The following is a 22,424-nucleotide window of genomic DNA, read 5'->3' as shown; positions in this document are numbered from 1 at the left end:
CAATGCCCCGACCAGCACATCGACGAAGCACCGTAGACCGGCAGGCCCGGTCCCGGCGGATTCCATGTTGCGTGGCGAGCCCCGCTCGCCGAGGCGAGTGCAGCACTCGACGGGGTGGCGTGATCCACCTCTCCCGATCAGTCCGCCCACCATGCCTGTTGCCCCGGCCTGCCCGGTGGAAGATGCTGGACGGCACCCTCGCGGGCATCGAGGAGGCGGGCGCCGAGGCACCGGCCGCGATGCGCCGGGTCGTCGGTCTGCTGCGCGACACCGACGACGTGGTCACCACCTCACCCCCCGCCCAGGGCGTGGACCAGCTGACCGAGCTCGCGCTCGGGGCTCGGTGAATGGGCCGGGAGCCGCAGCCGTTCCGTCGACCTGCACATCCACCGCATCCGCCCGCAAGCTCGGCCCCCGTGCCGCGGCTCTGCTGACGATGGAACGCGGCGTCGGCTTCCGCCTGCGGGCGGCACTGGCACCGATCGAGGGAGGCTGACGGTACAGGTCACGACCGTGCCGTGGCCGGATGGCTCCGCCCCCGGAAGGTCCCCCGTCGGCTGCTTTCTCTTCCGTAGGTCAACGCGGCGCGAGAAGCCCTCCCCCGTTCTGCAAGACGTACCGTGCGACGTTCGTGCCGAGCGTGATGCCTGCCTCGTCAGCAGATCGGGTGTGGATGCCGGAGAAGACCCGGGCGTCGACGTTCTCGTCCGAGAGCTGCTTCCAGGCGGTGTAGGTCCGGGTGACCCCGGGCGCGGTGGGGCTGGTGAGCTCGAAGGGGGCGGTGCGCGGCCCGACGAGGGCCGACAGGACGGTCTGCGCGGCGCCCGCGTAGGTGTTGTGGCCGCTCGGGTAGTCCGGATGTGCCGGGGTGGTGTGCAGCGGCGTCCAGTCGGGGTCGGGGTCGATGGTGCCGGTGCGGATCGCGGTGACGGGGCGCCAGCGTTCGTAGGCGTACTTGCTGTCGGAGGTGGCGATCTGCGTGTCCACCAGCGCCGCATGGAACAGCGCGACCAGTCGCGTCTGTCCGGCGATCCCTTGATCCGTTCGGGAGAGCGCCACGCGCAGCGGTTCGGTGTAGAGGGTGAGGGAGGAGCCGAGCCAGAAGGTGGCGGTCTCGGTCTGGTGGGCGCTGCGTGCCGTGCTGTCGACGGACCCGTACGCCCGCACCTCCGCGAGGTCGGCGGCGTAGCGCCGTGAGCCGAGGGCGGGTGGCGGGGCGAGCCGGAACTGGTTCTGCGTCCTGAGCAGGAACGGCTTGGCGAGGCGGTTGCCGGACTGGGCCGCCGGCGCGTACGCGGGCGGCGTCGGCTGCCACACGCCGGGCGCCGCGGGCTTCACCGGATAGGGCGCGTTGACCGAGGCGGGGTCGAGCCCGTCGCCCTGCCTCGACGCGAGGAGCAAGTCGGCCTGCCGTTCTCCCGCCGCGACGCCCCGTTCCTCGGCCGGGCCGTCGGGTATCGCATCGAGGGTCTCCTTGAACGTCGCGTCGAGCTGCTCCGTCCGGCTCGGAGCCAGCGTCACCAGCGCACGGTGGACGGCCCCGGCCAGCGCCGCCCGCTGATACGCGCCGCGCTCGACACCGCTCGGCACGCTTCGGACAGCTCTGGCGGCGGCCAGCCAACTGATGGCCCACGTACGGTTGTTGGTGATCTGGGTGGAGGCTCCGGCCGTCGTGATGGTCTCGGCCGTGGCGTCGTACCAGGCGAGTGCCGTGGACGAACGGCCTGTTGCCGCCGAGGCCTGCGGAACAGTGAGGGACGCGGTGAGCAGCGCCGCCGAGCCCAGGACGATCAGGGCCGGTCGGGTTCTGGTCGAACTCACTTCTTCTCCTTGGGATTTGGTGGAGGTGAGGCGTTGGCTGATGGCGGACCTACGCCACGGGTGGTCAGGTCGTCTCTTTGGAGCGGGGGACCACGACGGTGTGGTGCGCCGACGCGGGTGCTGGCGGGCCGGGTGGGGTTGCGGCATGGCGCCGGAGGGACAGCAGCAGGGCCGTGGTGAGCAGGCCGGCGCAGACGCAGGAGGCGAGCGCGTACCCGGCCTCGGGACGGCTGCCGCCCGGAGGGCCGGACGCGGCGTGCAGGTACACCGCGGGGACGGCGCTGAGGCAGACGGCCGCGGCGATGCGCTGGGCCATCTGCAGGATGCCGCCGCCCACTCCCGCGGCCTCCGCCGGGGCGTGCTGGAGCACCTGCGCCTGGTTCGGCGAGACGGTGAGCCCGCCGGCGACACCGGACATCAGCTGCGTCCCCGCGAGAGCCACCGGCAGCACCGGCGCCGGTACCCACAGGGCGACCGCCGCCGCTGTCAGTGCGGCGCCGATGCCCAGGGTCAGGCCGACGGTCACCGTGTGTGGCCCGATCCGCCCGACCACCCGCCAGGCGAGGGCCGAGGAGATGCCCATCCCGATCGCCCCGGGCAGCGTGACCGCCGCCGTGAGCAGGGCGGATAGGCCGAGCCCGTCCTGGAGGAAGACGGTGAGCACGAGGAACGCGGCCAGGGAGGAGCCGAACTGGGCCATCGCGACAGCCGTGCCGAGCGCGTACGGCTTCGACGAGGTCAGCGTCGGGTGCACCAGCGGCTGACGCCCCCGCCGTACCCGCAGACGCTGGTGCGCGGCGAGGACGGCGGCCAGCGCGCACACGGCGGTGGCCCACAGCAGCGCCTCTCCCCCGGTGTCCGGGGTGCGGATGAAGGGCACCATCAGCGCCAGCGTGCAGCCGCACAGCAGAGTGAGGCCGAGCAGGTCCAGCCGGGCGTCGCGGGCGGTGCGCCGCGGCGGGGGCAGCCAGCGGGCCGCGAGGGCCAGGGTGAGCACGGCGCACGGTCCGCTCAGCAGCAGGCAGCACCGCCAGCCCGCCTCGTGGCCGAGCCCGGCGACGAGCGCACCGCCGAGCGGCGGGCCGAGGGCCGTGGCCACACCGCCGGTGACCGCGTACAGGCCCAGGGCCCGGCCTCGGTCAACACCGTGGAAGACGTCCTGAATGGTGCCGATCACCTGTGAGTTGACGATCCCGGCCGCCGCGCCCTGCACCAGCCGGGCGGCGATCAGGGTTCCCGGCCCGCCACCGGTCGCGGCCGTCACCCCGGCCGCCAGGAAGACCGCCATCCCGGCCAGGAAGAGGCGTTTGCGCCCGTGGAGGTCGCCCAGGCTGCCGCCGGGGATGAGCGCCAGGCCGAAGGCCAGCGAGTAACCGGCCACGATCCACTGGACGTCGGCCCCGCTGGCCCCCAGCGACTGGCGCATGCTGGGCACCGCGATGTTCAGGACGGCCTGGTCGAGCAGGGTCGTGGCACCCGCGGCCATGCACACCAGCAGCACCCGTCGTGCCGCGCGGTCGTCTCCCGGGAGCATCTACGCCTGCCGGGACGGCCGCGGCAGGCCCAGGTGGTCGCGCAGCGTACGGCCCGTGTAGTGGGTGCGGAACAGGCCGCGGCGGCGCAGCTCGGGGATCACGAGCTCGGCGAAGTCGTCCAGGGTGCCCGGCAGATACGGGAAGACCACGTTGAAGCCGTCGGCGGCACGGCCGTGGAACCACTCCTCGATGTGGTCGGCGATCTGCTGGGGCGTGCCGGTGATCGTGCGGTCGTCGTTCGCGACGCGCCGGACGAGGTCGCGGATGGTGAGGTGGTCGCGCCGGGCGTCCTCGTAGATCTGCTGCTGGGCGGTCTGCGACTGGTTGGAGACGGGGAGCTCGGGCAACGGGCCGTCCAGCGGGTAGCCGCTGAGGTCGAAGCCGCCGAGCCAGTACGACAGGTCGGCCAACGCGACCTGCGGGGGGAGGAGTTCGGTGAGGCGGGCCAGTTTGTCGCGGGCCTCGGACTCGGTGGGGGCGGTGACGACGGACAGGGCCGGCAGGACCTTGAGGTGGTCCGGGTCGCGGCCGTGGGCGGCGGCGCGCTCCTTGATCTCCGCGTAGAACTCCTGGGCTCGGCCGAGGTCGTTGATGCCGGAGAAGATCACGTCGGCGATGCGGGAGGCGAGGTTCTTGCCCGCCTCGGAGGCACCGGCCTGCACGATGATGGGGTGACCCTGCGGCGGCCGGGCGATGTTGAGGGGACCGGCGACCTTGAGGTGTTTGCCCTCGTGGTTCAGGGCGTGCAGCTTGGCGGGGTCGAAGTAGACGCCGCTGGCCTGGTCGTGGCGGAAGGCGTCGTCCTCGAAGGAGTCCCACAGCCCGGTGACGACGTCGTGGAACTCCTCGGCGCGGTCGTAGCGGGTGGCGTGGTCGAGGTGGGCGTCGAGGCCGAAGTTCTGGGCCTCTCCGTCGTTGAGGGAGGTCACCACGTTCCAGCCGGCCCGGCCGCCGGAGATGTGGTCGAGCGAGGCCAAGGTGCGGGCCACGTGGTAGGGCTCGTTGTAGCTGGTCGAGGCGGTGGCGATGAGGCCGATGCGGGAGGTGCCGGCGGCGAGCGCGGCCAGCAGGGTCGTCGGTTCGAAGGAGTCGTTGACGACGCTGACCCGGCTGAGGACGTCCTCGCTCGCGAACGGCACGCCGACGAGGTCGGCGAGGAACACCGCGTCGAAGGCGGCCCGTTCGGCGGTCCGCGCGAAGGAGAGGACTTCCCGGATGTTGACGCCCGCGTCGGCTGCGGTGTCCGGGTGCCGCCAGGCGGCCAGGTACTCCCCCGGCGGCTTGAGGAAGGCGTTGAGGTGCAGGTGTCCGGTGCGGCGGCTCATCGTCCGGTCTCCTGGAGGTGTCGGTCACGGACGGCGGGCCGCGGCAGCCCGAGGTTCTCGCGCAGGGTGGTGCCCTCGTACTCGCTGCGCAGCAGCCCGCGTCGCTGAAGCAGGGGCACGACCTGGTCCACGAAGTCCTCGGCGGGGCCGGGCAGATAGGGGAAGGAGATGTTGAAGCCGTCGGCCGCGTAGGAGCGGAACCAGGTCTCGATGTGGTCGGCGATCTGCTCGGGCGTCCCGGCGACGGCGGAGCCCGCCGCGAAACGATGCGCGAGCTGACGTATCGTCAACTTCTCGTCGTGGGCGAGCTTCAGCAGCAGATCGCGGCGCGACTTGCTGCGGTTGGTGTCGGGGATGTCCGGCAGCGGGCCATCCACCGGGTGGTGGGTCAGATCGAGGTCACCGATGTTGTCCTGGACCAGGCGCCGGGCGACGTCGTCGTGGATGAGGTCCTGAAGCTCGGCGAGGCGCCGCCGCGCCTCCGTCTCGGTGGACGCGACGAGCGGGGACAGGCCCGGCCAGACCAGCACGTGAGCGGGGTCGCGGCCGTGGGCGGCGGCCCGTGCCTTGATGTCGGCGTAGAACGCCTGGGCGGCGCCGAGTTCGTGCTGGGTCGTGAAGAGGACCTCACCGTGGCGGGCCGCGAACTCCCGCCCGGTCTCGGAGGATCCGGCCTGGAAGACCACCGGGTGCCCTTGGGGCGGGCGGGAGATGTTCAGGGGGCCGCGGACGGCGAAGTGCTCACCACGGTGGTGCGGGGTGTGCAGTCCCGTGGGGTCGTAGTAGCGGCCGGTCGCCTTGTCCCGGACGACCGCCTCGTCGTCGAAGCTGTCCCACAGCGCCTTGACGACCTGCACGAACTCGTCCGCGCGGTGGTAGCGCAGCTCGTGTTCGAGGTGACGGTCGTAGCCGAAGTTCGCCGCCTCCAGGGGGACTACGGAGGTGACCACGTTCCAGCCCGCGCGGCCGCCCGAGATGTGGTCCAGGGAGGCGAACTTGCGGGCGATGTGGAAGGGGTGGTTGTACGTCGTGGTCGCCGTCGCCGCCAGGCCGATGTGCTCGGTCACCAGCGACAGCGCGGCCAGCAGCGTCAGCGGTTCGAAGTGCTCGGCGCGGCCGGTGCGGGACAGCGAGTCGAGCTGGTGGCCCCAGAGGGCGACGACGTCGGCGACGAACAGCGCGTCGAACCGGCCGCGTTCGAGCGTGCGGGCGAGGTCGGCGTGGAAGGCGAAGTCGAGCTGTCCGTCGGGGCGGGCGTCCGGGTGCCGCCAGCCGGCGATGTGGCCGCCGGAGCCCTGGACGAGGGCCCCGAGGGTGAGTCTGCGTGCGGTGGGGTCGGTCATGTGGTCCTCCCGGTCATGCGGGCAGCCGGGGTACGGCGGCCAACAGACGGCGTGTGTACGGGTGTTGGGGGTCGGCCAACACGGATGCGGCCGAGCCCTGTTCGACGGCGCGGCCGTCCTTCATCACCAGCACGTCGGTACACAGACGCCGTACGACGCCGATGTCGTGGGAGACGAGCAGCAGCGTCAGCCCGTACGCCTCGGCGAGGTCGTCGAGGAGGGCGAGGATCTGGGCGCGCACGGACACGTCGAGGGCGCTGAGCGGTTCGTCGCCGACGAGGACCTTCGGCCCGGGGGCGAGGGCGCGTGCGAGGGCGATGCGCTGCCGCTGTCCGCCGGAGAACTCGTGCGGATACCGGCCGCGCACGGAGGGGTCCAGGCCGACCGCGCGCAGCAGTTCGTCGACCTTGTCGTCGTGGTCGCCGGGCAACCTGAGGCACTCCAGCGGCTCGGCCACGATGTCGCGGACGGTGGCGCGCGGGTCGAGGGAGCCCATCGGGTCCTGGAGGACGACCTGCACCTCGCGCCGGAACCACGGCAGCCTGCCCGGTTTCACCTCGCGCCCGCGGTAGTGCACCGTTCCGGTGTCCGGCCGGTCCAGGGCGAGCAGCAGCCGGGCCAGGGTCGACTTGCCGGAGCCGGACTCCCCCACGATGCCGAGGCTGTCGCCTTCCCGCAGCTCCAGGGACACGTCCTGGACGGCGTGGCGGTGGACGGCCGGCGCGAACAGCGAGGTGCGCGGCAGCCGGAAGCTGCGGCTGAGGCCGGTGCCCTTGAGAAGCTGTGTCATCGAGGGACCTCCTCGGCCCCTGTGGCGCGCGCGGCGGCCACCAGCCGTTGCGTGTAGGGATGTTGGGGACGGCGTACGAGGGTGTCGGTGGCGCCTTCCTCGACGAGCCGGCCGTCCTTGAGCACGGCGGCCCGTGAGCAGAGCTGGGCGACGACGGCGAGGTCGTGGCTGATGAACAGCAGCGCGGTGCCGTGCTCGCGGACCAGTTCGTCGAGGAGCTTGAGCATGTCGGCCTGGACGGTGACGTCGAGGGCGGTGGTGGGTTCGTCGGCGATGAGCAGGGCCGGGCGGGTGGCGAGGGCCATGGCCAGGCCGACGCGCTGGCGCTGGCCGCCGGAGAGCTGGTGCGGCCAGGAGCGGACGATGAGTTCCGGGTCCGGCAGGCCCACCTGTGCGGCGAGTTCGACGGCGGCGGTCCGGGCCTGGCGCCGGTTGAGCCCACGGTGCAGTCGCAACGGCTCGGCGAGCTGCTTGCCGATGCGCATCAAGGGGTTGAGGGCGCTCATGGGTTCCTGGAAGACCATGGCCATGCGCTCGCCGCGCAACCGGGACAGCTCCCGGTCACCGAGGCCGAGCAGTTCCTGACCGCCGAGCCGGATGCTGCCGGTCGCCCTGGCGCCGTCCGGGAGGAGGCCCAGCACGGCCAGTGCGGTGAGCGACTTGCCGGAGCCGGACTCGCCGATCAGGGCGAGGCGTTCACCGGGGTCCATCGACAGGCTCACCTCGTCGACGACGGTCGTCCCGGCGATCCGCACGCTGAGGTCGGTGATCGTCAGCAGGCTCATGACGCCTCCCGCAAACGCAGGCGGGCGTCGGCCGCCTCGCGTACTCGCAGGCGTGCATCAGCCGCCTCGCGCAGCCCGTCGCCGAGCAGGTTGAACCCGAGCACAGAGGCGGCCACGGCGAGCCCCGGCCAGATGACCAGCAGCGGACGGGCCGCGATGTACTGCTGCTGCTCGTGCAGCATGCGCCCCCAGGAGACCGCGGGCGCCGGCGCGCCGAACCCGAGGAAAGACAGGGCCGCCTCGGCGAGCACCGCCACGGACAGCACCAGCGAGAGCTGCACAACCAGGGTGGGCGCGATGTTCGGCAGCAGGTGCTTGCGGACGGTGCGCCAGGTGCCGGACCCGGCGGCGTGCGCGGCCAGTACGTAGTCGGTGTTCAGCACCCGTCCGGCCTCGGCGCGGGCGACCCGGGCGAGGTTGACGCCCGCGCCGACGCCGACCGCGGTGACCACCGTCCACGTGGAGCCGCCGTACACCGCGGTGAGGATCATCGCGATCAGCAGCACTGGGAACGCGATGAGCACGTCGGTGAGCTGGACGACGGCGGCGCCGATCCAGCGCGGCACGAGCACCGCCGCCAGTGCGAGGGCGAGCCCCACGACAGCGGCGATCGCCGCCGCGAGCAGGGCGGTCAGCAGCGTGCCGCGCGCTCCGGCCAGCAGCTGGCTCAGCTCGTCGCGCCCCAGCCGGTCGGTGCCGAGCAGGTGCCCGCCGGAGAACGGCAGCAGCCAGCCGTCCTGCGGACGCGCGAGGGTGGGGTCGTACGGCGTCCAGACGAGGGAGACCAGGGCGGACAGGACAAGGAGGCCGACGAGGACCAGGCCGACCGCGCCGCTGCGGTTCTTCAGGAGCGCTCTGGAGACGGTCATACGGCGCTCCGCAGCCGGGGGTCGATCAGCCGGTGCGCGAGGTCCACGAGGAATCCGATGACCAGGACCGCCCCCGTGAGCAGCAGGATCTCGCCCTGCACCTTGTCCAGGTCCCGGTTGCCGACGTCCGTGATCAGCATCTGGCCGACGCCGGGCAGCACGAACACCTGCTCCACCACGACCGCTCCCGCGACCAGCGCCGCGATCTGGAGGCCGAGCACGGACACCACGGGCACGGCCGCGTTGCGCAGCCCGTGCCGGACCAGTGCGCCGGTGCGCGTGTGGCCCTTGGCGCGGGCGGTGCGCAGCCAGTCCTGGTGCAGGACGTCCAGTACGGCGGAACGCACGAACCGCAGCAGGACGGCGCCCTCGGACAGGGCCAGCGTCAGCCAGGGCAGGACGAGGCTGCGCAGCGCCTGCCCCGGCTCGGCCCAGCCGTCCACGGGGAACCCCTGCGCGGGCAGCCAGCGGACCTGGACGGCGAACACGAGGACGAGCAGCAGCCCCACCCACAGGGTCGGCAACGCGATGCCGAGCTGCCCGAAGGCGTTCACCGCGCCACCGAGGCGCGAGTTCCGGCGCACGGCGGCGACGATGCCCAACGGCACGGCGAAGGCGAGCGCGAGGACGACCGCGCCGGCGGCCAGCGGTCCGGTCACCGCGAACTTCTCGGCGAGCTGCCCCGACACCGACGTACCGTCGAGGACGGACCTCCCGAAGTCGCCGGTGACGACTCCCCCGATCCAGCTGCCGTACTGCGCGGCCAGCGGCCGATCCAGGCCCAAGTCATGGCGTACGGCGGCGACTTGAGCGGGCGTGGCCTTGATGCCGCCGATGGTCTGGGCGATGTCGCCGGGCAGCAGCCGCAGCACCAGGAAGATCAGCACGCTGGCGGCGAGCAGGGACACCATCAGCAGTGCGGCCCGGCGCAGCACATACAGGGTCACGCGGGCCTCACTTCTTCTTCGCCACGGCGAGGTCCGCGAGGTCGTACCGGTTGCTGGTGAAGTTGCGCGGCACGCCGGTGACCCCGCTGCGCACGACGGTGAGGGTCTGGTTGACGAACAGCCAGTCGGCGGCGGCGTCCTGGGAGACCTGCCGGGCGGCCTTCTTCAGCAGCGCGTCCCGCTCGGCGTCGCCGGTGGCGGTCTGCGCGGCGGCGTACCACTTCTGGACGTTCGCGTTGTCGTAGCCGAAGTAGTAGGCGGGGTTGGCGAAGTTGTTGAGGTCGCGGGCTTCGGCGTGGTCGACGAGGCTGAGCTGGTAGTCGTGCTTGGTGTAGACGGCGTCGAGCCAGGTCTGGAACTCCACCTGGCGCACAGTGAGTTGGATGCCCACCTGCTTGAGCTCGGAGGCGAGGTAGTCGCCGATCTCCGTCGGGTAGATGTTGGGGATCTGGACGGTGAGCTTCAGACCGTCGCCGTAACCGGCCTGCTGGAGCAGCTTCTTGGCGGCCGCCGGGTCGTGGGCGTCGATCGCGGTGAGGTCCTCGTAGCCGGGGTCGGTGGCCGGAACGGGGCCGCCGACCGGCTTGGCCGCGCCGCCGAGGGTCTTGATGAGACCGGCGTTGTCGATGGCCCGGCGGATGGCGCGCCGTACCCGCACGTCCTTGGTCGGGCCGGCGGCGTTGTTGAAGGCGAGGGTGAACTTGTCGGTGGTGTCCCCGCGCAGGACGGTGTACTTGCTCTTGTCGGAGAACGGCTGGAGCAGGGTCGCGTCCGCGGCGGTCTCGATGTCGGTCTGGCCCGTCTGCTGGGCGTTGTTGGCCGCGTTGTCGTCCTTGATGTAGTGGAAGACGACCTTGGCGACCTTGGCCTTCTTCCCCCAGTACGCGTCGTTGCGGACGAAGGTGACGGATGAACCACGCTTCCAGCCGGACAGCTTGAAGGGCCCGGTGCCGTTCTCGCTCCCGGCGAGGGAGGCGAAGTCGGTGCCCTTCTTGAAGACGATGCCCGCCCGGCCTGTCAGACCCCAAGTGAAGCCCGTGTCACGGTGCTTGAGGGTGACGACGACGGTGTGGTCGTCGGAGGCGGAGACGCTCTTGACCGAGGCGAGCGCCGCGGCGTCGGGGTTCTTCGAGCCTTTCGCGGTGACCTGTTGCAGGGACCAGACGGCGTCGGCCGCGGTCACCGGCGTGCCGTCGTGGAAGGTGGCGTTCTTCGCGAGGTGGAAGGTGTGGGTGAGCCCGTCCGGCGAGGTCTCGTACGACGTGGCCAGGCTCGACTCGATCTTGTTGTTCTCGTCGCGGGTCAGCAGGCCCTGGTAGACGTTGTCGAGCAGGATCTGGTCGAGGGCAGCGCCCGCCGTGGAGGCGATGTCGAGGCTGGTCGGCTCCAGGACGAGGCGTACGTCGACCGTGGCGCCGGTGTCGATGGCGGCGGGCTGGGCGGCCTGGCTGGTCTGTCCGGCGTTCGCGGGGTCGTCCGTCGAACCGGTGCCGCACGCCGTCGCGGCCAGGCCGGTGAGGACTGCGGTGGCGGCTAGCCGGAGGGCGGTGGTGCGGCGCATGGCGGATCTTGCTCCCTGGGTGTGGGCGGTGGAGGTCATACGGCGGCGGCTGCCCGCCAGCCCGCTTCGCGCGGTGGGCTTCATACGGCGGCCGCCCACAGGCCGGTTTCGAGGTCTGCGATCAGGTCGCCGACGCCTTCCAGGCCGACCGACAGCCGCACGAGGCCGGGCGTGACCCCGGCCGCGGTCTGCTGACGGGGATCCAGCTGGGCGTGGGTGGTCGAAGCGGGGTGGATGACCAGACTGCGGACGTCGCCGATGTTGGCGAGATGGCTGAACAGCCGGACCCCTTCGACGAACCGTTTGCCCGCCTCCAGGCCGCCCGCCAGCTCGAAGGCGAGGACCGCCCCGGCGCCGCGCGGCAGATACCGCTTGGCCGGCACGTGCCAGGGGCTGGAGGACAGTCCGGGGTAGTGCACCCGCGAGACCTGCGGCTGCTGCTCCAGCCATTCGGCGAGCGCCTGGGCGTTGGCGACGTGCCGTTCGATGCGCAGGCTGAGCGTCTCCAGGCCCTGGAGGAGCAGGAAGCTGTTGAAGGGCGAGACGGCAGGTCCCAGGTCCCGCACCAGCCGGGTGCGCAGCCGCAGCGCGTAGGCGAGGCCGAGGTCGGAGAAGGAGTCCCAGAACGACAGCCCGTTGTACGTCGGATCCGGGCGGGTCAGCCCCGGCCAGCGGTCGGGATCGGCGCCGAAGTCGAAGCGGCCGCTGTCCACTACGGCCCCGCCGATACCGGTGCCGTGGCCGGACAGGAACTTGGTGGTGGAGTGCACGACGATGTCGGCGCCGTGCTCGAAGGGCCGCAGCAGGTAGGGCGTGAGCACGGTGTTGTCGACTACGAGCGGCACGCCGGTCTCGTGGGCGATGCCGGCCACTGCCTCGATGTCGAGGACGTTGCCGCGGGGGTTGCCGATGGTCTCGCCGAAGAACGCCTTCGTGGTGGGGCGCACGGCCGTGCGCCAGGCGGCCAGGTCGTCCGGGTCGTCGACGAAGGTGACGTCGATGCCGAAGTCGGCGAACGTGTGCTCCAGGAGGGTGCGGGTGCCGCCGTAAAGGGACGAGGAGGCGACGATGTGGTCGCCCGCGCGGGCGAGGTTGAGCAGGGCGAGGGTGGTCGCGGCCTGGCCGCTGGCCACGGCGACCGCCGCTGTTCCGCCCTCCAGGGCGGCGATGCGCTCCTCGGCCACGGCGGTGGTCGGGTTCGACAGCCGCGTGTAGGCGTGGGTGGTGAGGTCTTCCAGTTCGAATGCCGCGGCGGCGTGCGCGGTGTCTCGGAAGACGTAGCTGGTGGCCGGGTGGATCGGCACCGCCCGCGCGCCGGTGGCCGGGTCGGGGACGGCTCCGGCGTGTACCTGCCGGGTCTCGAAGGCCCAGTTGCTCATCGGCTCTCTCGCTTCTCCAGTACGTCGGACCACCAGCGCTCGGCGACCCGGGGATGGGAGCGCAGCCAGCCGACGACGGCGTTCTCCCCGAAGGCGGCCAGCAACGGGTTGTCCGGGTCGTCCGTGACACCCCGACTCAACGCCGCCAGTTCCGGCGGGAGTTGGAGCGGCTTGACGACCGCGTCGAGGCGCGGACCGAGGAAGAAGGGGATGGAGTAGCGGTGCACACCCGGCTGCGGACTCACGACCCGGTGCTGCGTGGCTTTCAGATAGCCCTGGGTGGCGATCTCCAGCATCTCGCCGATGTTGAACACGAAGGCGTCGGGCACCGGGACCGCATCGATCCACTCGCCGTCCTCGCGCTGCACCTGGAGCCCACCCACCTCGTCCTGCTGGAGCAGCGCGAGATACCCGTAGTCCTTGTGCGCGCCCACCCCCTGGTCGGTGTCCGCGGCGGGGCGCGGCGGATAGTGCACGATCTTCACGTGGACGGCCGCCTCGTCGTCGAACCACTGGTCGAAGTAGTCCTCGTCCTGACCGAGCGCGGCTGCCAGGGCCCGCAGCACCTCACGGCTCACCCGCAGCGCCTCCGCCTGCCAGCGCAGCACGATGTCCCTCAACTCCGGTAGCGCGGAGGGCCATTGGTTGGGGCCGATCAGACGCAGGTAGTCGGGATCGTCGGGGCCGACATCGAGCGCCTCCCGTTCCGGTCCGATGTCGATCTGCTCCCGCCAGTCGGCGCTGCCTGCCGTGTACTCGGTTCCGGTGCGCGTATAGCCGCGGAACTGGGGCGAGTTGAGGTTCTCGATCTCCAGCCGCCGCTCCTCGGGCAGCGCGAAGAAGGCGCGGGCCGCGCTCAGCACCTCGTCGCGCAGGGATGCGGACACGCCGTGCCCGGTGACGTAGAAGAAGCCGACTTCATGAGCGGCGGCGCGGAGTTCGGCGAGGAAGGTGTCACGGTCGGCGTCCGGGGCGCGGAAGCGGGAGATGTCGATGACGGGCAGGGCTGTGGGCTGGGCCATGGGTATTCCTTCGCGGCATGGCAGGCCGACTGCGCATCACAACTGCCCAGCTATGTGGGCTGGTTGAAGGGCAGAAGCGGGCTCAGGCGGAAAGAGGAAGAGAGAGGGTGCGGGTCGCGGGCCGGGGAACGGCGATCAGCAACAGACCTGGTCGAACTGGTCGGCGCGGCGGCTCACCCAGAACGGGTCGAGCAGCACCGTGTGTGCCGTGCCAGTGGTCTCCATGACCGGATCAAAGCACACCCCGGAAGGTGCGTCCACCACACATCCCGCAGGGTGAGACACCGCCGCAATGCTGGTGAATTCCGCCGCCGTTGTGGTTATCTGGCTCCATGACCGTGCTCGTGACCCGCCGCCACGTGGACTACGTGCGTGTCACCACCACGGGTTGTTCCGCCGTGAGCTGACGCCGCGCTCCGGCTTCTGACCAGCATCTTTCTCACCGCTTCACGCTGACCGCGGCCCTTTCGGCGGCGTCTTCCAGCGCTGCGGTTCCTTCACACCTCCCCACCCTCACCCTCCGCACAGGGAGCAGCACCATGAGCCAGCCCATCGACTCCGTCACCGCCGGCCACACCCCCGAGGAGACGCCCGCCGGGCCCGACACCTCGGCCTGGTCGTTCGAGACCAAGCAGATCCACGCCGGTGCCGCGCCCGACCCGACGACCGGAGCCCGGGCGACGCCGATCTACCAGACGACGTCGTTCGTGTTCCGCGACACCCAGCACGCCGCCGACCTGTTCTCGCTGGCCGAGCCCGGCAACATCTACACCCGCATCCACAACCCCACCCAGGACGTCTTCGAGCAGCGGATCGCCGCGCTGGAGGGCGGCGTCGCGGCCGTGGCGCTGTCCTCCGGGCAGGCGGCGGAGACCCTGGCGATCCTGACGCTGGCGAGCGCGGGCGACCACATCGTCTCCAGCACCTCCCTGTACGGCGGCACCTACAACCTGTTCCGGCACACGCTGCCCAAGTTCGGCATCGAGGTGTCGTTCGTCGACGACCCGGACGACGCCGAGGCCTGGCGGGCGGCGATCCGGCCGAACACCAAGGCGCTGTTCGCGGAGACGCTGGGCAATCCGCGCGGCAACGTGCTGGACGTGCGGGCGGTCGCGGACGTGGCGCACGAGGCGGGTGTGCCGCTGATCGTGGACAACACGGTCCCGACTCCCTACCTGCTGCGGCCCATCGAGCACGGCGCGGACATCGTCGTGCACTCGGCGACCAAGTTCCTGGGCGGGCACGGCACCGCGATCGCGGGTGTCGTCGTGGACGGTGGCACCTTCGACTTCGGTGCGCACGCCGAGCGGTTCCCCGACTTCACCGAGCCCGACCCCAGCTACCACGGTCTGCGGTACTGGCCCGCCCTCGGTCCGGGCGCCTTCGCCATCAAGCTGCGAGTGCAGTTGCTGCGCGATCTCGGCCCGGCGCTCTCGCCGCACTCCGCGTTCCTGCTGCTCCAGGGCGTGGAGACGCTGAGCCTGCGCATCGAGCGGCATTCCGCGAACGCCCAGGCTCTGGCCGAGTGGCTGGAGCAGCGCGACGAGGTCGCCGCCGTCCACTACCCGGGACTCGAGTCCAGCCGCTGGTACGAGGCCGGGCAGAAGTACCTGCCGCGCGGTGCCGGTGCCATCGTCTCGTTCGAGTTGCGGGACGGCATCGAGGCGGGCAAGCGGTTCGTGGACGCCGTCGAGCTGTTCAGCCACCTCGCCAACATCGGCGACGTCCGCAGCCTCATCATCCACCCGGCGTCCACCACCCACAGCCAGCTCGACGAGGAGCAGTTGGCGGCCACCGGCACCTCCCCCGGCCTGGTGCGGCTGTCGGTGGGTATCGAGAGCCTGGCCGACCTCAAGGCGGACCTGGAGGCCGGGTTCCGCGCGGCCAAGGGCGCGTCCTGAACACCGTATTGACGCCCTCCGAGGTCCCCCTCCCGCCGGCCACCGGGGCCTGGCGGGAGGGGGACCCGCCCGGGCGTCGCCAGTGGTACGCCCGGGAGAAGCCGCTTGCGTTGGAGGCGGGCGGTGAACTGCCGGGCGCGCGGCTGGCGTTCGAGACGTGGGGGCGGCTCGCGGCGGACGCGTCCAACGCGGTCCTCGTCCTGCACGCCCTCACCGGAGACAGCCACGTGGTCGGCCCTGCCGAGCCCGGGCACCCCACCCCCGGCTGGTGGGACGGCCTCATCGGACCGGGGCGGGCCCTGGACACGGACCGCTGGTTCGTAGTGGCGCCGAACGTGCTCGGCGGCTGCCAAGGCAGTACCGGGCCGTCGTCGCTCACCCCGGACGGCCGCCGCTGGGGCGGCGACTTTCCCTTCCTGACCCAACGTGACCAGGTCGCCGTCGAGGCCGACTTGGCCGACGCGCTGGGCATCGACCGGTGGGCGCTGGTGATCGGCGGCTCGATGGGCGGGATGCGGGCACTGGAATGGGCCGTGTCGTATCCCGAGCGCACCGATGCCCTGCTGCTGCTCGCCTCGCCAGCCGCTGCGAGCGCCGAGCAGATCGCCTGGGCCAACATCCAACTGCACGCCATCCGCGCCGACCCGCACTGGCGCGGCGGCCACTACCACGACACCGGTCAAGGACCGCACGCCGGACTCGGCCTGGCCCGGCGGCTCGCCCACGTCACCTACCGCAGCGAGCCGGAACTCGCCGTCCGCTTCGGCCGTACACCCCAGGGCGCGGAGGACCCTTGGAACGGCGGCCGGTACCAGGTCGAGTCCTATCTCGACCATCACGCCGCCAAGTTGGTGCGCCGCTTCGACGCGGGCAGCTACGTCGTCCTGTCCGAGGCCATGAACAGCCACGACATCGGCCGGGGCCGCGGCGGCACCCGCGCCGCCCTGCGCCGGGTGACGGCCAGAACACTCGTGGCCGGGGTCGACTCCGACCGCCTCTATCCACCCTCACAGCAGGCGGAACTGGCGTCGGGCATCCCCACGGCCGACGACCTGCGGCTGATCGAATCCCCCTACGGCCACGACGGCTTCCTCATCGAGGTGGAGCAGGTCGCCGCGCTCGTGGCAGAGCTCGTCCGCTGAGCGGGTCCGGCGAGTCCCGGCCCGCCGAACGGCTCAGCGGGTACGGGGAGCCCCGGCCCGCCGAGCGGCTCAGCGGGTACGGGGAGCCCACGGCCCGCCGAACGGCTCAGCCGCCGAGTTCCAGCGGCCGCGCCGGGTCCTTGGACCACTCCTCCAGTGAGCCGTCGTACAGCGATACGTCGTCACGCCCGAGCAGCGTGAGCGCGAGCGCCGCACCCGCCGCCGAGATGCCCCCACCGCAGTACAGGACGACCGGCGAGTCGCCGGCGTCCAGCACGGCGCCGACCCTGGCCGCGAGGTCGGCGTCGGGGAGCACGCGGCCCGCGGAGTCCAGCAGTTCACGGCCCGGAAGGCTGCGGCTGCCGGGGATGTGCCCGCGGCGGCTGTAACGGGTGGGAGCGGAGCCGTCGAAACCGCCCACCGGCAGGGCACACACGAGGGCGCCAGGCTGCTCGCCACGGCTGATGGCCGTCACTTCGTCCACGCTCGTCCACATTCCGGGACGTACCACCGGAGTGACGGGAGTCCCGGCAGGCTCGGGAGTCTCCTGGCCGGAAGCGACCGGACGCCCGGCCGCTTCCCACGCCGCCAGCCCTCCGTCCAGCACGGCCGCCGGCACGGAGATCGCCCGCAGCATCCACCACAGCCGGGCCGCCCAGATCCCGCCGCCGTTGTCGTACGCGACCACCGCGCTGCCCTCCCCCACGCCGAGCCGGGCGAGCGCGGCGGCCAGCGCCTCGGGGGTGGGGACGGCGAAGTGGTACGGCGCGTCGTGGTCGGAGAAGTCGCCGGTCAGGTCGGCGTGTCGGGAGCCGGGGACGTGCCGCTCGGCCCAGGCGGCGCGGCCGCTCGCACACCGGTAGTCGCCGTCGTGCCGGGGCGAGGGCAGCAGGGCGGTGGCGTCGAGGACGACCACCCGGGGGTCGTCGAGACGGGCGGCGAGCCAGGTGTCGTCGACCAGGGGGCCGGGCAGCAGGGAGGTCATGGCGGCCGATCGTACGCCTGTGAGCTGGGCGTATCGCCGGTCGAGCCAGATCGTCCCATATTTCGGACTGCGCTTGCGTGGCGTCCCGGGTATGCCGTTATGGTTTCGGCCATCTACGCGGGAGCCCCTACCCGGCTGGGCTGAGAGGGCGTCTGGGATCCGTTCCTTCGAACGCGGTCCCCATGGGGACGCCGACCGCACCAACCACGCCAGCCAGGCGTCCCGCGTAGGAGTTCACGTGTCTGCAGCAGTCGAGCCGAAGCGACCGGTGTCCCACACCCCGGTGCGCTGCTCCTGTTGTTGTCGCTGACGCTCCTCACCCCCCTCTCACCGTTCACCTCGCGCTCTCGCGCACCCTCTTCGGAGTACCGCCATGCCGCACATCCGGGTCATGCTCGATTATTTCCACCCTTGGCCGAATTCAGCAGGTCTGTACGTCTCCCGTGCCCGTGGCTGGTTCGCCGAGGCCGGGCTCGACGTGGAACTGGTCGTCCAGGATCCGGGACGTGGTGACACCCTCGAGTACCTGGCACGGGGCGAGGTGGACTTCGGGATCTTCCCGCCGAACCGGCTGCTCGCTCGCCGCGCCACCCACGGTCAGCCGCTGATCGCGGTGGCGGCCGTCAACCACCGTGGCCTGGAGGCGATCCAGACCACCACCTCGACCGGCATCACCCGCCCCCGCGACCTCGCCGGCCGACGCCTCGCTCTCAACCCGACCCCACGCGGCCGTGCCATGGTCCGCCACCTGGTCGCGGCCGACGGCGGCGACCCCGACGCCGTGCTCCTCGTCGACGCCGGCACCCGCGAGCTGACCGTCGACGACATCGAGGCCGGCGAGGCCGACGCCACCTTCGGCAGCTACTGGTCCTGGGACGCCCTGCGCGGCGACCTGCCCGAGGAACGGCGGCTGACCTGGCCGGTGGACGAGATCGGCGCACCCCGCTACCACAGCTATCTGCTGGGCACGAGCGAGTCCCTGCTCGCCGAACGACCCTCACTCGTCCGGGACTTCCTCGCCGTCACGGCCCGGGGCTATGCCGCCGCCGCACGTGAGCAGGACGACACTCTGACGCTGCTGGAGGGCGTGATCCCGTACTTCCCCCGCCCGCTCATCGCCCGCTCGCTCGCCCTGATCGCCCCCACCTGGACGGATCCGGACGGCCGTTGGGGCGTCATCGACGAGAGCCGGATGGGCCCGTACGCGCACTGGCTCGCGGAGAACGGCGCCATCGCGCACGACCGGGACTGGGACAGGTCCTTCACCAACGGCCTGCTGGACGTGGCCGCGTGACGTTTCTGACCCGGCGGCTCGCCGTCGACTTCAAGCGAGTGGCCAGCGCGCTGTGTCGGGCCTGACCGCCTCGCACAGCCTGCCTGTCTCCCCTCCCTACGAAGGACCCGTCATGCACCGCCGTACCCTGCTGTCCGCCATAGCCGCGACCTCCCTGCTCGCCGTCACCACGGGATGCCAGGCCGACTCCTCGGCCGCCGCGAAGGACGGCACCACGACCGTCACCCTCGCCCTGGACTGGACGCCCAACACCAACCACACCGGCATCTACGTCGCCCAGGCCAAGGGCTGGTTCAAGGACGCCGGGATCGACCTGAAGATCGTGCCGTACGGCTCCACCGCGCCCGAGACGCTACTCGCGAACCACAAGGCCGACTTCGGCATCTCCTACCAGGAGGGCGTGACGACCGCACGGGCGGCCGGCGCGGACATCACCTCCGTGTACGCGGTCACGCAGAAGACGAACGTGACCATCGCCGTACGCGCGAGCCGCACCGACGTCGCCTCTCCCAAGGACCTCGACGGCAAGACGTACGCCGGTTTCGGTGCCCCCTACGAGAAGCCGCTGCTCCAGAAGGTCATCCAGAACGCGGGCGGCAAGGGCGACTTCAAGCAGTTCACCCTCAACACCTCCGCGTACGCCGCCCTTTACGCGGGCAAGGCCGACTTCGCGATGCCGATGCCGACCTGGGAGGGCCTGGAGGCGGAGCTGAGCGGCAAGCCGCTGAAGAACTTCCAGCTGTCGGACTACGGCTTCCCGGCGATCTACTCCACGCTCGTCGCGTCCTCGGACCAGTTCCTGAAGAAGAACCCGGCGGTCGCGAAGAAGTTCGTGGCGGCCCTCGACAAGGGCTACCGCTACGCCGCCGACCACCCCGACCAGGCGGCCGACCTGCTGATCTCCCAGAACAAGAGCGTGCTCACCAACACCGAACTGGTGAAGAAGAGCGAGGCGCTGCTGGCCAAGGAGTACTACAAGGCGGCGGACGGCACGATCGGCACCCAGAGCGCCGAGCGCTGGCAGGCCTTCACCGACTTCGAGTACCAGGCGGGGCTGCTGGTGGACGCCGACGGCAAGAAGCTCACCAAGGCCCCGGACACCTCGGCCTTCTTCAGCAACGACTACCTCCCGGCCGCCAAGTGACCTCGCTGCTGCGGTCGTTGTGGCCGCCGCTGCTGGTGCTGACCGTCGTGGTCGGCGGCTGGCAGCTGTATGTGAGCGCCGCCGGGGTCGATCCGATGACGCTGCCGTCCCCGGCTCGCGTGGTGGAACAGGGCTGGCTGAACCGTGCGGAGCTGTGGACGCAGACCCTGCCCACGCTCCAGGAGACCCTCCTCGGCTTCGCGCTGTCCTTCGCGGCGGCCTGGCTGGTCGCCGTCCTGCTGGACTTCTCCTCGGCGGCCCGCCGGGGCCTGTATCCGCTGCTGGTCGCCTCGCAGACGATCCCGATCGTCGCCGTGGCGCCCCTGCTGATCATCTGGTTCGGTTTCGGGCTGCTGCCGAAGATGCTGGTCGTGACCCTGACGACGTTCTTCCCGCTGGCCGCCAACCTGGCCGCCGGCTTCGCGGCGACCGACCGCGAGGCGATGCGACTGCTGCGTTCCCTGGGCGCGGGCCGGTGGCGGGCCTTCCGTCTGGTGCGCGTCCCGAGCGCGATGCCGTACTTCTTCGCCGGGCTGCGGGTGAGCATCACCTACGCCGTCGTCGGAGCCGTCTTCGCCGAGTACGCGGGCGCCGAGGCGGGCCTCGGGATCTATATGCAGGCGCAGAAGAGCGCGTTCCGTACGGACCTCGTGTTCGCGGCGGTGGGGGTGACGGCGGCGCTGAGCATCGCGCTGTTCGGGGCCACCTATCTGCTGCAACGGCTGGTTCTGCCGTGGGAACGGAAGGTGGGCAAGTGAGTAGTCTGCGGATCGAGGGCGTGGGCAAGTCCTTCGACCAGCTCGAAGTTCTGCGAAACCTCGACCTCACCGTCGAACAGGGCGAGTTCGCGGCGGTCATCGGACCGAGCGGCTCCGGCAAGAGCACCCTGTTCAACCTGATCTCCGGTCTCGACCACCCCACGTCGGGACAGGTCCTGGTGGAGGGCGAACCGGCCTCGGTGGAGTCCGGCAAGGTCGCCTACATGCCGCAGAAGGATCTGCTGTTCCCGTGGCGGACCGTCCTCGACAACACGGCACTGGGCCTTGAGGCCCAGGGGGTGCGGAAGCGGGAGGCGCGGGCGCGGGCCGACGCGCTGTTCGCCGACTTCGGGCTCGACGGCTTCCAGAAGGCGTATCCGTCCCAGCTCAGCGGCGGCATGCGGCAGCGAGCGGCGCTGCTGCGCACGGTGGTGCTGGAGCGGCCGGTCCTGCTGCTGGACGAGCCGTTCGGCGCACTGGACTCGCTCACCCGGACCGACATGCAACTCTGGCTGGCCGACATGTGGCAACGCCACCGCTGGACCGTCGTCCTGGTCACCCACGACATCCGCGAGGCGGTCCTGCTCGCGGACACCGTCCATGTGCTGTCCCCGCGCCCCGCCACGGTCGTGGAGCGCGTCGACGTGCCACTCCCCCGCCCGCGCGGCGCTACGGACTTCACCGCACCCGAGTTCGCGGCGACCGAACGCCGGGTCCTGGAGGCTCTGCGCGGCACAACGGCGGTGAAGACGGCGTGAGTTCACATCTGGCGCACGGCCTGGGCACCGACCCGGTCGAACCCGACTGGACACCGCTCACGGACGCCGAGGTGACCGATGTCGTCGGCCCGGCACGGGTGGTGTGGCGCAGCCCGCGTCCGCTGTCGGCGGCGGCGGTCGTCGAGCGGGACGGGCGGCGCCTGTTCGTGAAACGGCACCACATCACCGTACGAGCCCTTGAAGGGCTGGCCGAGGAGCACGCGTTCCTGCGCCATCTGCGACGCCACGGCGCCCCGGTGGTGGAGGTACTGGACGCGGCGGAGCGCGGTGAGTGGACGTACGAGGTCCACTCGGCCGGCGTCGGCATGGACCTGTACCGGGACGCGCTGTCCTGGTCGCCGTTCCGGTCCGCCGTGCACGCGCGCGCGGCCGGTGAAGCGCTCGCCCGGCTGCACCTGGCGGCGGAGGGATTCGACGCGCCACGCCGCCAAGTGCAGCCGCTGGTCGCTTCGTTCACGGTGTTCGCGTCCAGCGAGCCCCTGCTCGCCCTGGAACACCATGTGGCCGAGCGGCCCGAACTGGCCGCAGCCCTCAAGCAGTTCCCGTGGCGCGAGGACACCGAACGCGTCCTGCTACCACTGCACGAGCGGCTCACCCCACACCTCGACGGACTCGCCCCCCTCTGGACCCACAACGACTGGCACGCCTCCAACCTGCTGTGGGACGCCGACGGCCAGGTGGCCACGGTCCTGGACTTCGGCATGAGCGACCGCACCACCGCCGTGCACGACCTCGCCACGGCCATCGAACGCAACGCCGTCCAATGGCTCCAACCCGGCTACCCGGTACGCGAGGAGGACGCCGTGGCCCTCCTGGACGGCTACCGTTCCGTGCGACCACTGACAGCCGACGAATCGGCCGCACTCCCCGCGCTACTGCCGTTGGTCCACGCGGAGTTCGCGCTCTCCGAGCTCGGCTACTTCCACGGCATCACCCGCTCGGCGCCCAACACCCGCCTGGCCTACGACTATTACGTCGGCCACGCGGAGTGGTTCTCCGGCGCTGAGGGCAAGCGCCTCCTGCGGCGACTGACGAAAGGCTGAA

The 22,424-nt window shown here is 71.4% G+C and carries 20 protein-coding genes; 8 read left to right on the top strand and 12 right to left on the bottom strand.

The window, feature by feature from the left end; all coding sequences use genetic code 11:
• Positions 1-182 precede the first annotated feature (182 nt).
• On the top strand, positions 183-347 hold the full coding sequence (locus ACZ5NW_RS08180; protein ID WP_468742892.1) for a hypothetical protein: 165 nt from the start codon (positions 183-185) through the stop codon (positions 345-347).
• 229 nt (positions 348-576) lie between these two features.
• Here the strand turns inward: ACZ5NW_RS08180 and ACZ5NW_RS08175 are convergent, their stop codons facing one another.
• The 11 genes from ACZ5NW_RS08175 to ACZ5NW_RS08125 all read right to left on the bottom strand — a co-directional run bounded on the left by ACZ5NW_RS08175 (position 577) and on the right by ACZ5NW_RS08125 (position 13,377).
• Positions 577-1,821, bottom strand: a complete 1,245-nt coding sequence (locus tag ACZ5NW_RS08175) for a vanadium-dependent haloperoxidase (RefSeq protein WP_468742891.1) — start codon at positions 1,819-1,821, stop codon at positions 577-579.
• A 64-nt stretch (positions 1,822-1,885) separates the two neighbouring features.
• A complete protein-coding gene (locus ACZ5NW_RS08170; RefSeq protein WP_468742890.1) occupies positions 1,886-3,355 on the bottom strand; it encodes an MFS transporter in 1,470 nt (489 codons plus the stop codon).
• Positions 3,356-4,681, bottom strand: a complete 1,326-nt coding sequence (locus ACZ5NW_RS08165; RefSeq protein ID WP_468742889.1) for an LLM class flavin-dependent oxidoreductase — start codon at positions 4,679-4,681, stop codon at positions 3,356-3,358.
• Entirely contained in the window at positions 4,678-6,024 is a 1,347-nt protein-coding gene (locus tag ACZ5NW_RS08160; protein WP_468742888.1) for an LLM class flavin-dependent oxidoreductase, read from the bottom strand. Before ACZ5NW_RS08160 ends, ACZ5NW_RS08165 begins: the two co-directional genes overlap by 4 nt.
• Before the next feature lie 13 nt (positions 6,025-6,037).
• Complete coding sequence (locus ACZ5NW_RS08155; protein WP_468742887.1) at positions 6,038-6,814, bottom strand: ATP-binding cassette domain-containing protein; 777 nt, start codon at positions 6,812-6,814, stop codon at positions 6,038-6,040.
• Complete coding sequence (locus tag ACZ5NW_RS08150) at positions 6,811-7,599, bottom strand: ATP-binding cassette domain-containing protein (RefSeq protein ID WP_468742886.1); 789 nt, start codon at positions 7,597-7,599, stop codon at positions 6,811-6,813. The genes ACZ5NW_RS08155 and ACZ5NW_RS08150 overlap by 4 nt, the downstream gene beginning before the upstream one ends.
• Complete coding sequence (locus tag ACZ5NW_RS08145) at positions 7,596-8,468, bottom strand: ABC transporter permease (RefSeq protein WP_468742885.1); 873 nt, start codon at positions 8,466-8,468, stop codon at positions 7,596-7,598. The genes ACZ5NW_RS08150 and ACZ5NW_RS08145 overlap by 4 nt, the downstream gene beginning before the upstream one ends.
• On the bottom strand, positions 8,465-9,415 hold the full coding sequence (locus ACZ5NW_RS08140) for an ABC transporter permease (RefSeq protein ID WP_468742884.1): 951 nt from the start codon (positions 9,413-9,415) through the stop codon (positions 8,465-8,467). The genes ACZ5NW_RS08145 and ACZ5NW_RS08140 overlap by 4 nt, the downstream gene beginning before the upstream one ends.
• A 7-nt stretch (positions 9,416-9,422) precedes the next feature.
• Entirely contained in the window at positions 9,423-10,976 is a 1,554-nt protein-coding gene (locus ACZ5NW_RS08135; protein ID WP_468742883.1) for an ABC transporter substrate-binding protein, read from the bottom strand.
• 80 nt (positions 10,977-11,056) lie between these two features.
• Complete coding sequence (locus tag ACZ5NW_RS08130; RefSeq protein ID WP_468742882.1) at positions 11,057-12,355, bottom strand: bifunctional o-acetylhomoserine/o-acetylserine sulfhydrylase; 1,299 nt, start codon at positions 12,353-12,355, stop codon at positions 11,057-11,059.
• Positions 12,352-13,377, bottom strand: coding sequence for an isopenicillin N synthase family dioxygenase (locus ACZ5NW_RS08125; protein WP_468742881.1), 1,026 nt, complete (start codon positions 13,375-13,377; stop codon positions 12,352-12,354). The genes ACZ5NW_RS08130 and ACZ5NW_RS08125 overlap by 4 nt, the downstream gene beginning before the upstream one ends.
• A gap of 539 nt (positions 13,378-13,916) precedes the next feature.
• Here ACZ5NW_RS08125 and ACZ5NW_RS08120 point away from each other — a divergent pair.
• Positions 13,917-15,278 (top strand): bifunctional o-acetylhomoserine/o-acetylserine sulfhydrylase, encoded by a 1,362-nt coding sequence (locus tag ACZ5NW_RS08120; RefSeq protein ID WP_468742880.1) that lies wholly within the window; start codon positions 13,917-13,919, stop codon positions 15,276-15,278.
• An 8-nt stretch (positions 15,279-15,286) separates the two neighbouring features.
• Positions 15,287-16,420, top strand: coding sequence for a homoserine O-acetyltransferase MetX (gene metX / locus ACZ5NW_RS08115; RefSeq protein WP_468742879.1), 1,134 nt, complete (start codon positions 15,287-15,289; stop codon positions 16,418-16,420).
• A gap of 106 nt (positions 16,421-16,526) precedes the next feature.
• Here the strand turns inward: metX and ACZ5NW_RS08110 are convergent, their stop codons facing one another.
• Positions 16,527-17,405, bottom strand: a complete 879-nt coding sequence (locus ACZ5NW_RS08110) for a sulfurtransferase (protein WP_468742878.1) — start codon at positions 17,403-17,405, stop codon at positions 16,527-16,529.
• Positions 17,406-17,778: 373 nt separating this feature from the next.
• Between ACZ5NW_RS08110 and ACZ5NW_RS08105 the strand changes: the two genes are divergently transcribed.
• The 5 genes from ACZ5NW_RS08105 to ACZ5NW_RS08085 all read left to right on the top strand — a co-directional run bounded on the left by ACZ5NW_RS08105 (position 17,779) and on the right by ACZ5NW_RS08085 (position 22,423).
• Entirely contained in the window at positions 17,779-18,699 is a 921-nt protein-coding gene (locus ACZ5NW_RS08105) for an ABC transporter substrate-binding protein (RefSeq protein WP_468742877.1), read from the top strand.
• A 112-nt stretch (positions 18,700-18,811) separates the two neighbouring features.
• Positions 18,812-19,843, top strand: a complete 1,032-nt coding sequence (locus ACZ5NW_RS08100) for an ABC transporter substrate-binding protein (RefSeq protein WP_468742876.1) — start codon at positions 18,812-18,814, stop codon at positions 19,841-19,843.
• Positions 19,840-20,601, top strand: coding sequence for an ABC transporter permease (locus ACZ5NW_RS08095; RefSeq protein ID WP_468742875.1), 762 nt, complete (start codon positions 19,840-19,842; stop codon positions 20,599-20,601). The genes ACZ5NW_RS08100 and ACZ5NW_RS08095 overlap by 4 nt, the downstream gene beginning before the upstream one ends.
• Positions 20,598-21,359: an ABC transporter ATP-binding protein gene (locus ACZ5NW_RS08090; protein ID WP_468742874.1), complete on the top strand. Its 762-nt coding sequence runs from the start codon at positions 20,598-20,600 to the stop codon at positions 21,357-21,359. Before ACZ5NW_RS08095 ends, ACZ5NW_RS08090 begins: the two co-directional genes overlap by 4 nt.
• Positions 21,356-22,423: a phosphotransferase enzyme family protein gene (locus tag ACZ5NW_RS08085; protein ID WP_468742873.1), complete on the top strand. Its 1,068-nt coding sequence runs from the start codon at positions 21,356-21,358 to the stop codon at positions 22,421-22,423. Before ACZ5NW_RS08090 ends, ACZ5NW_RS08085 begins: the two co-directional genes overlap by 4 nt.
• Position 22,424: the final 1 nt, after the last annotated feature.

Source organism: Streptomyces sp. NPDC032126 (assembly GCF_055580085.1).
Note: the sequence above shows the minus strand (reverse complement) of the source record. Positions and strands in the feature narration are given on the sequence as shown.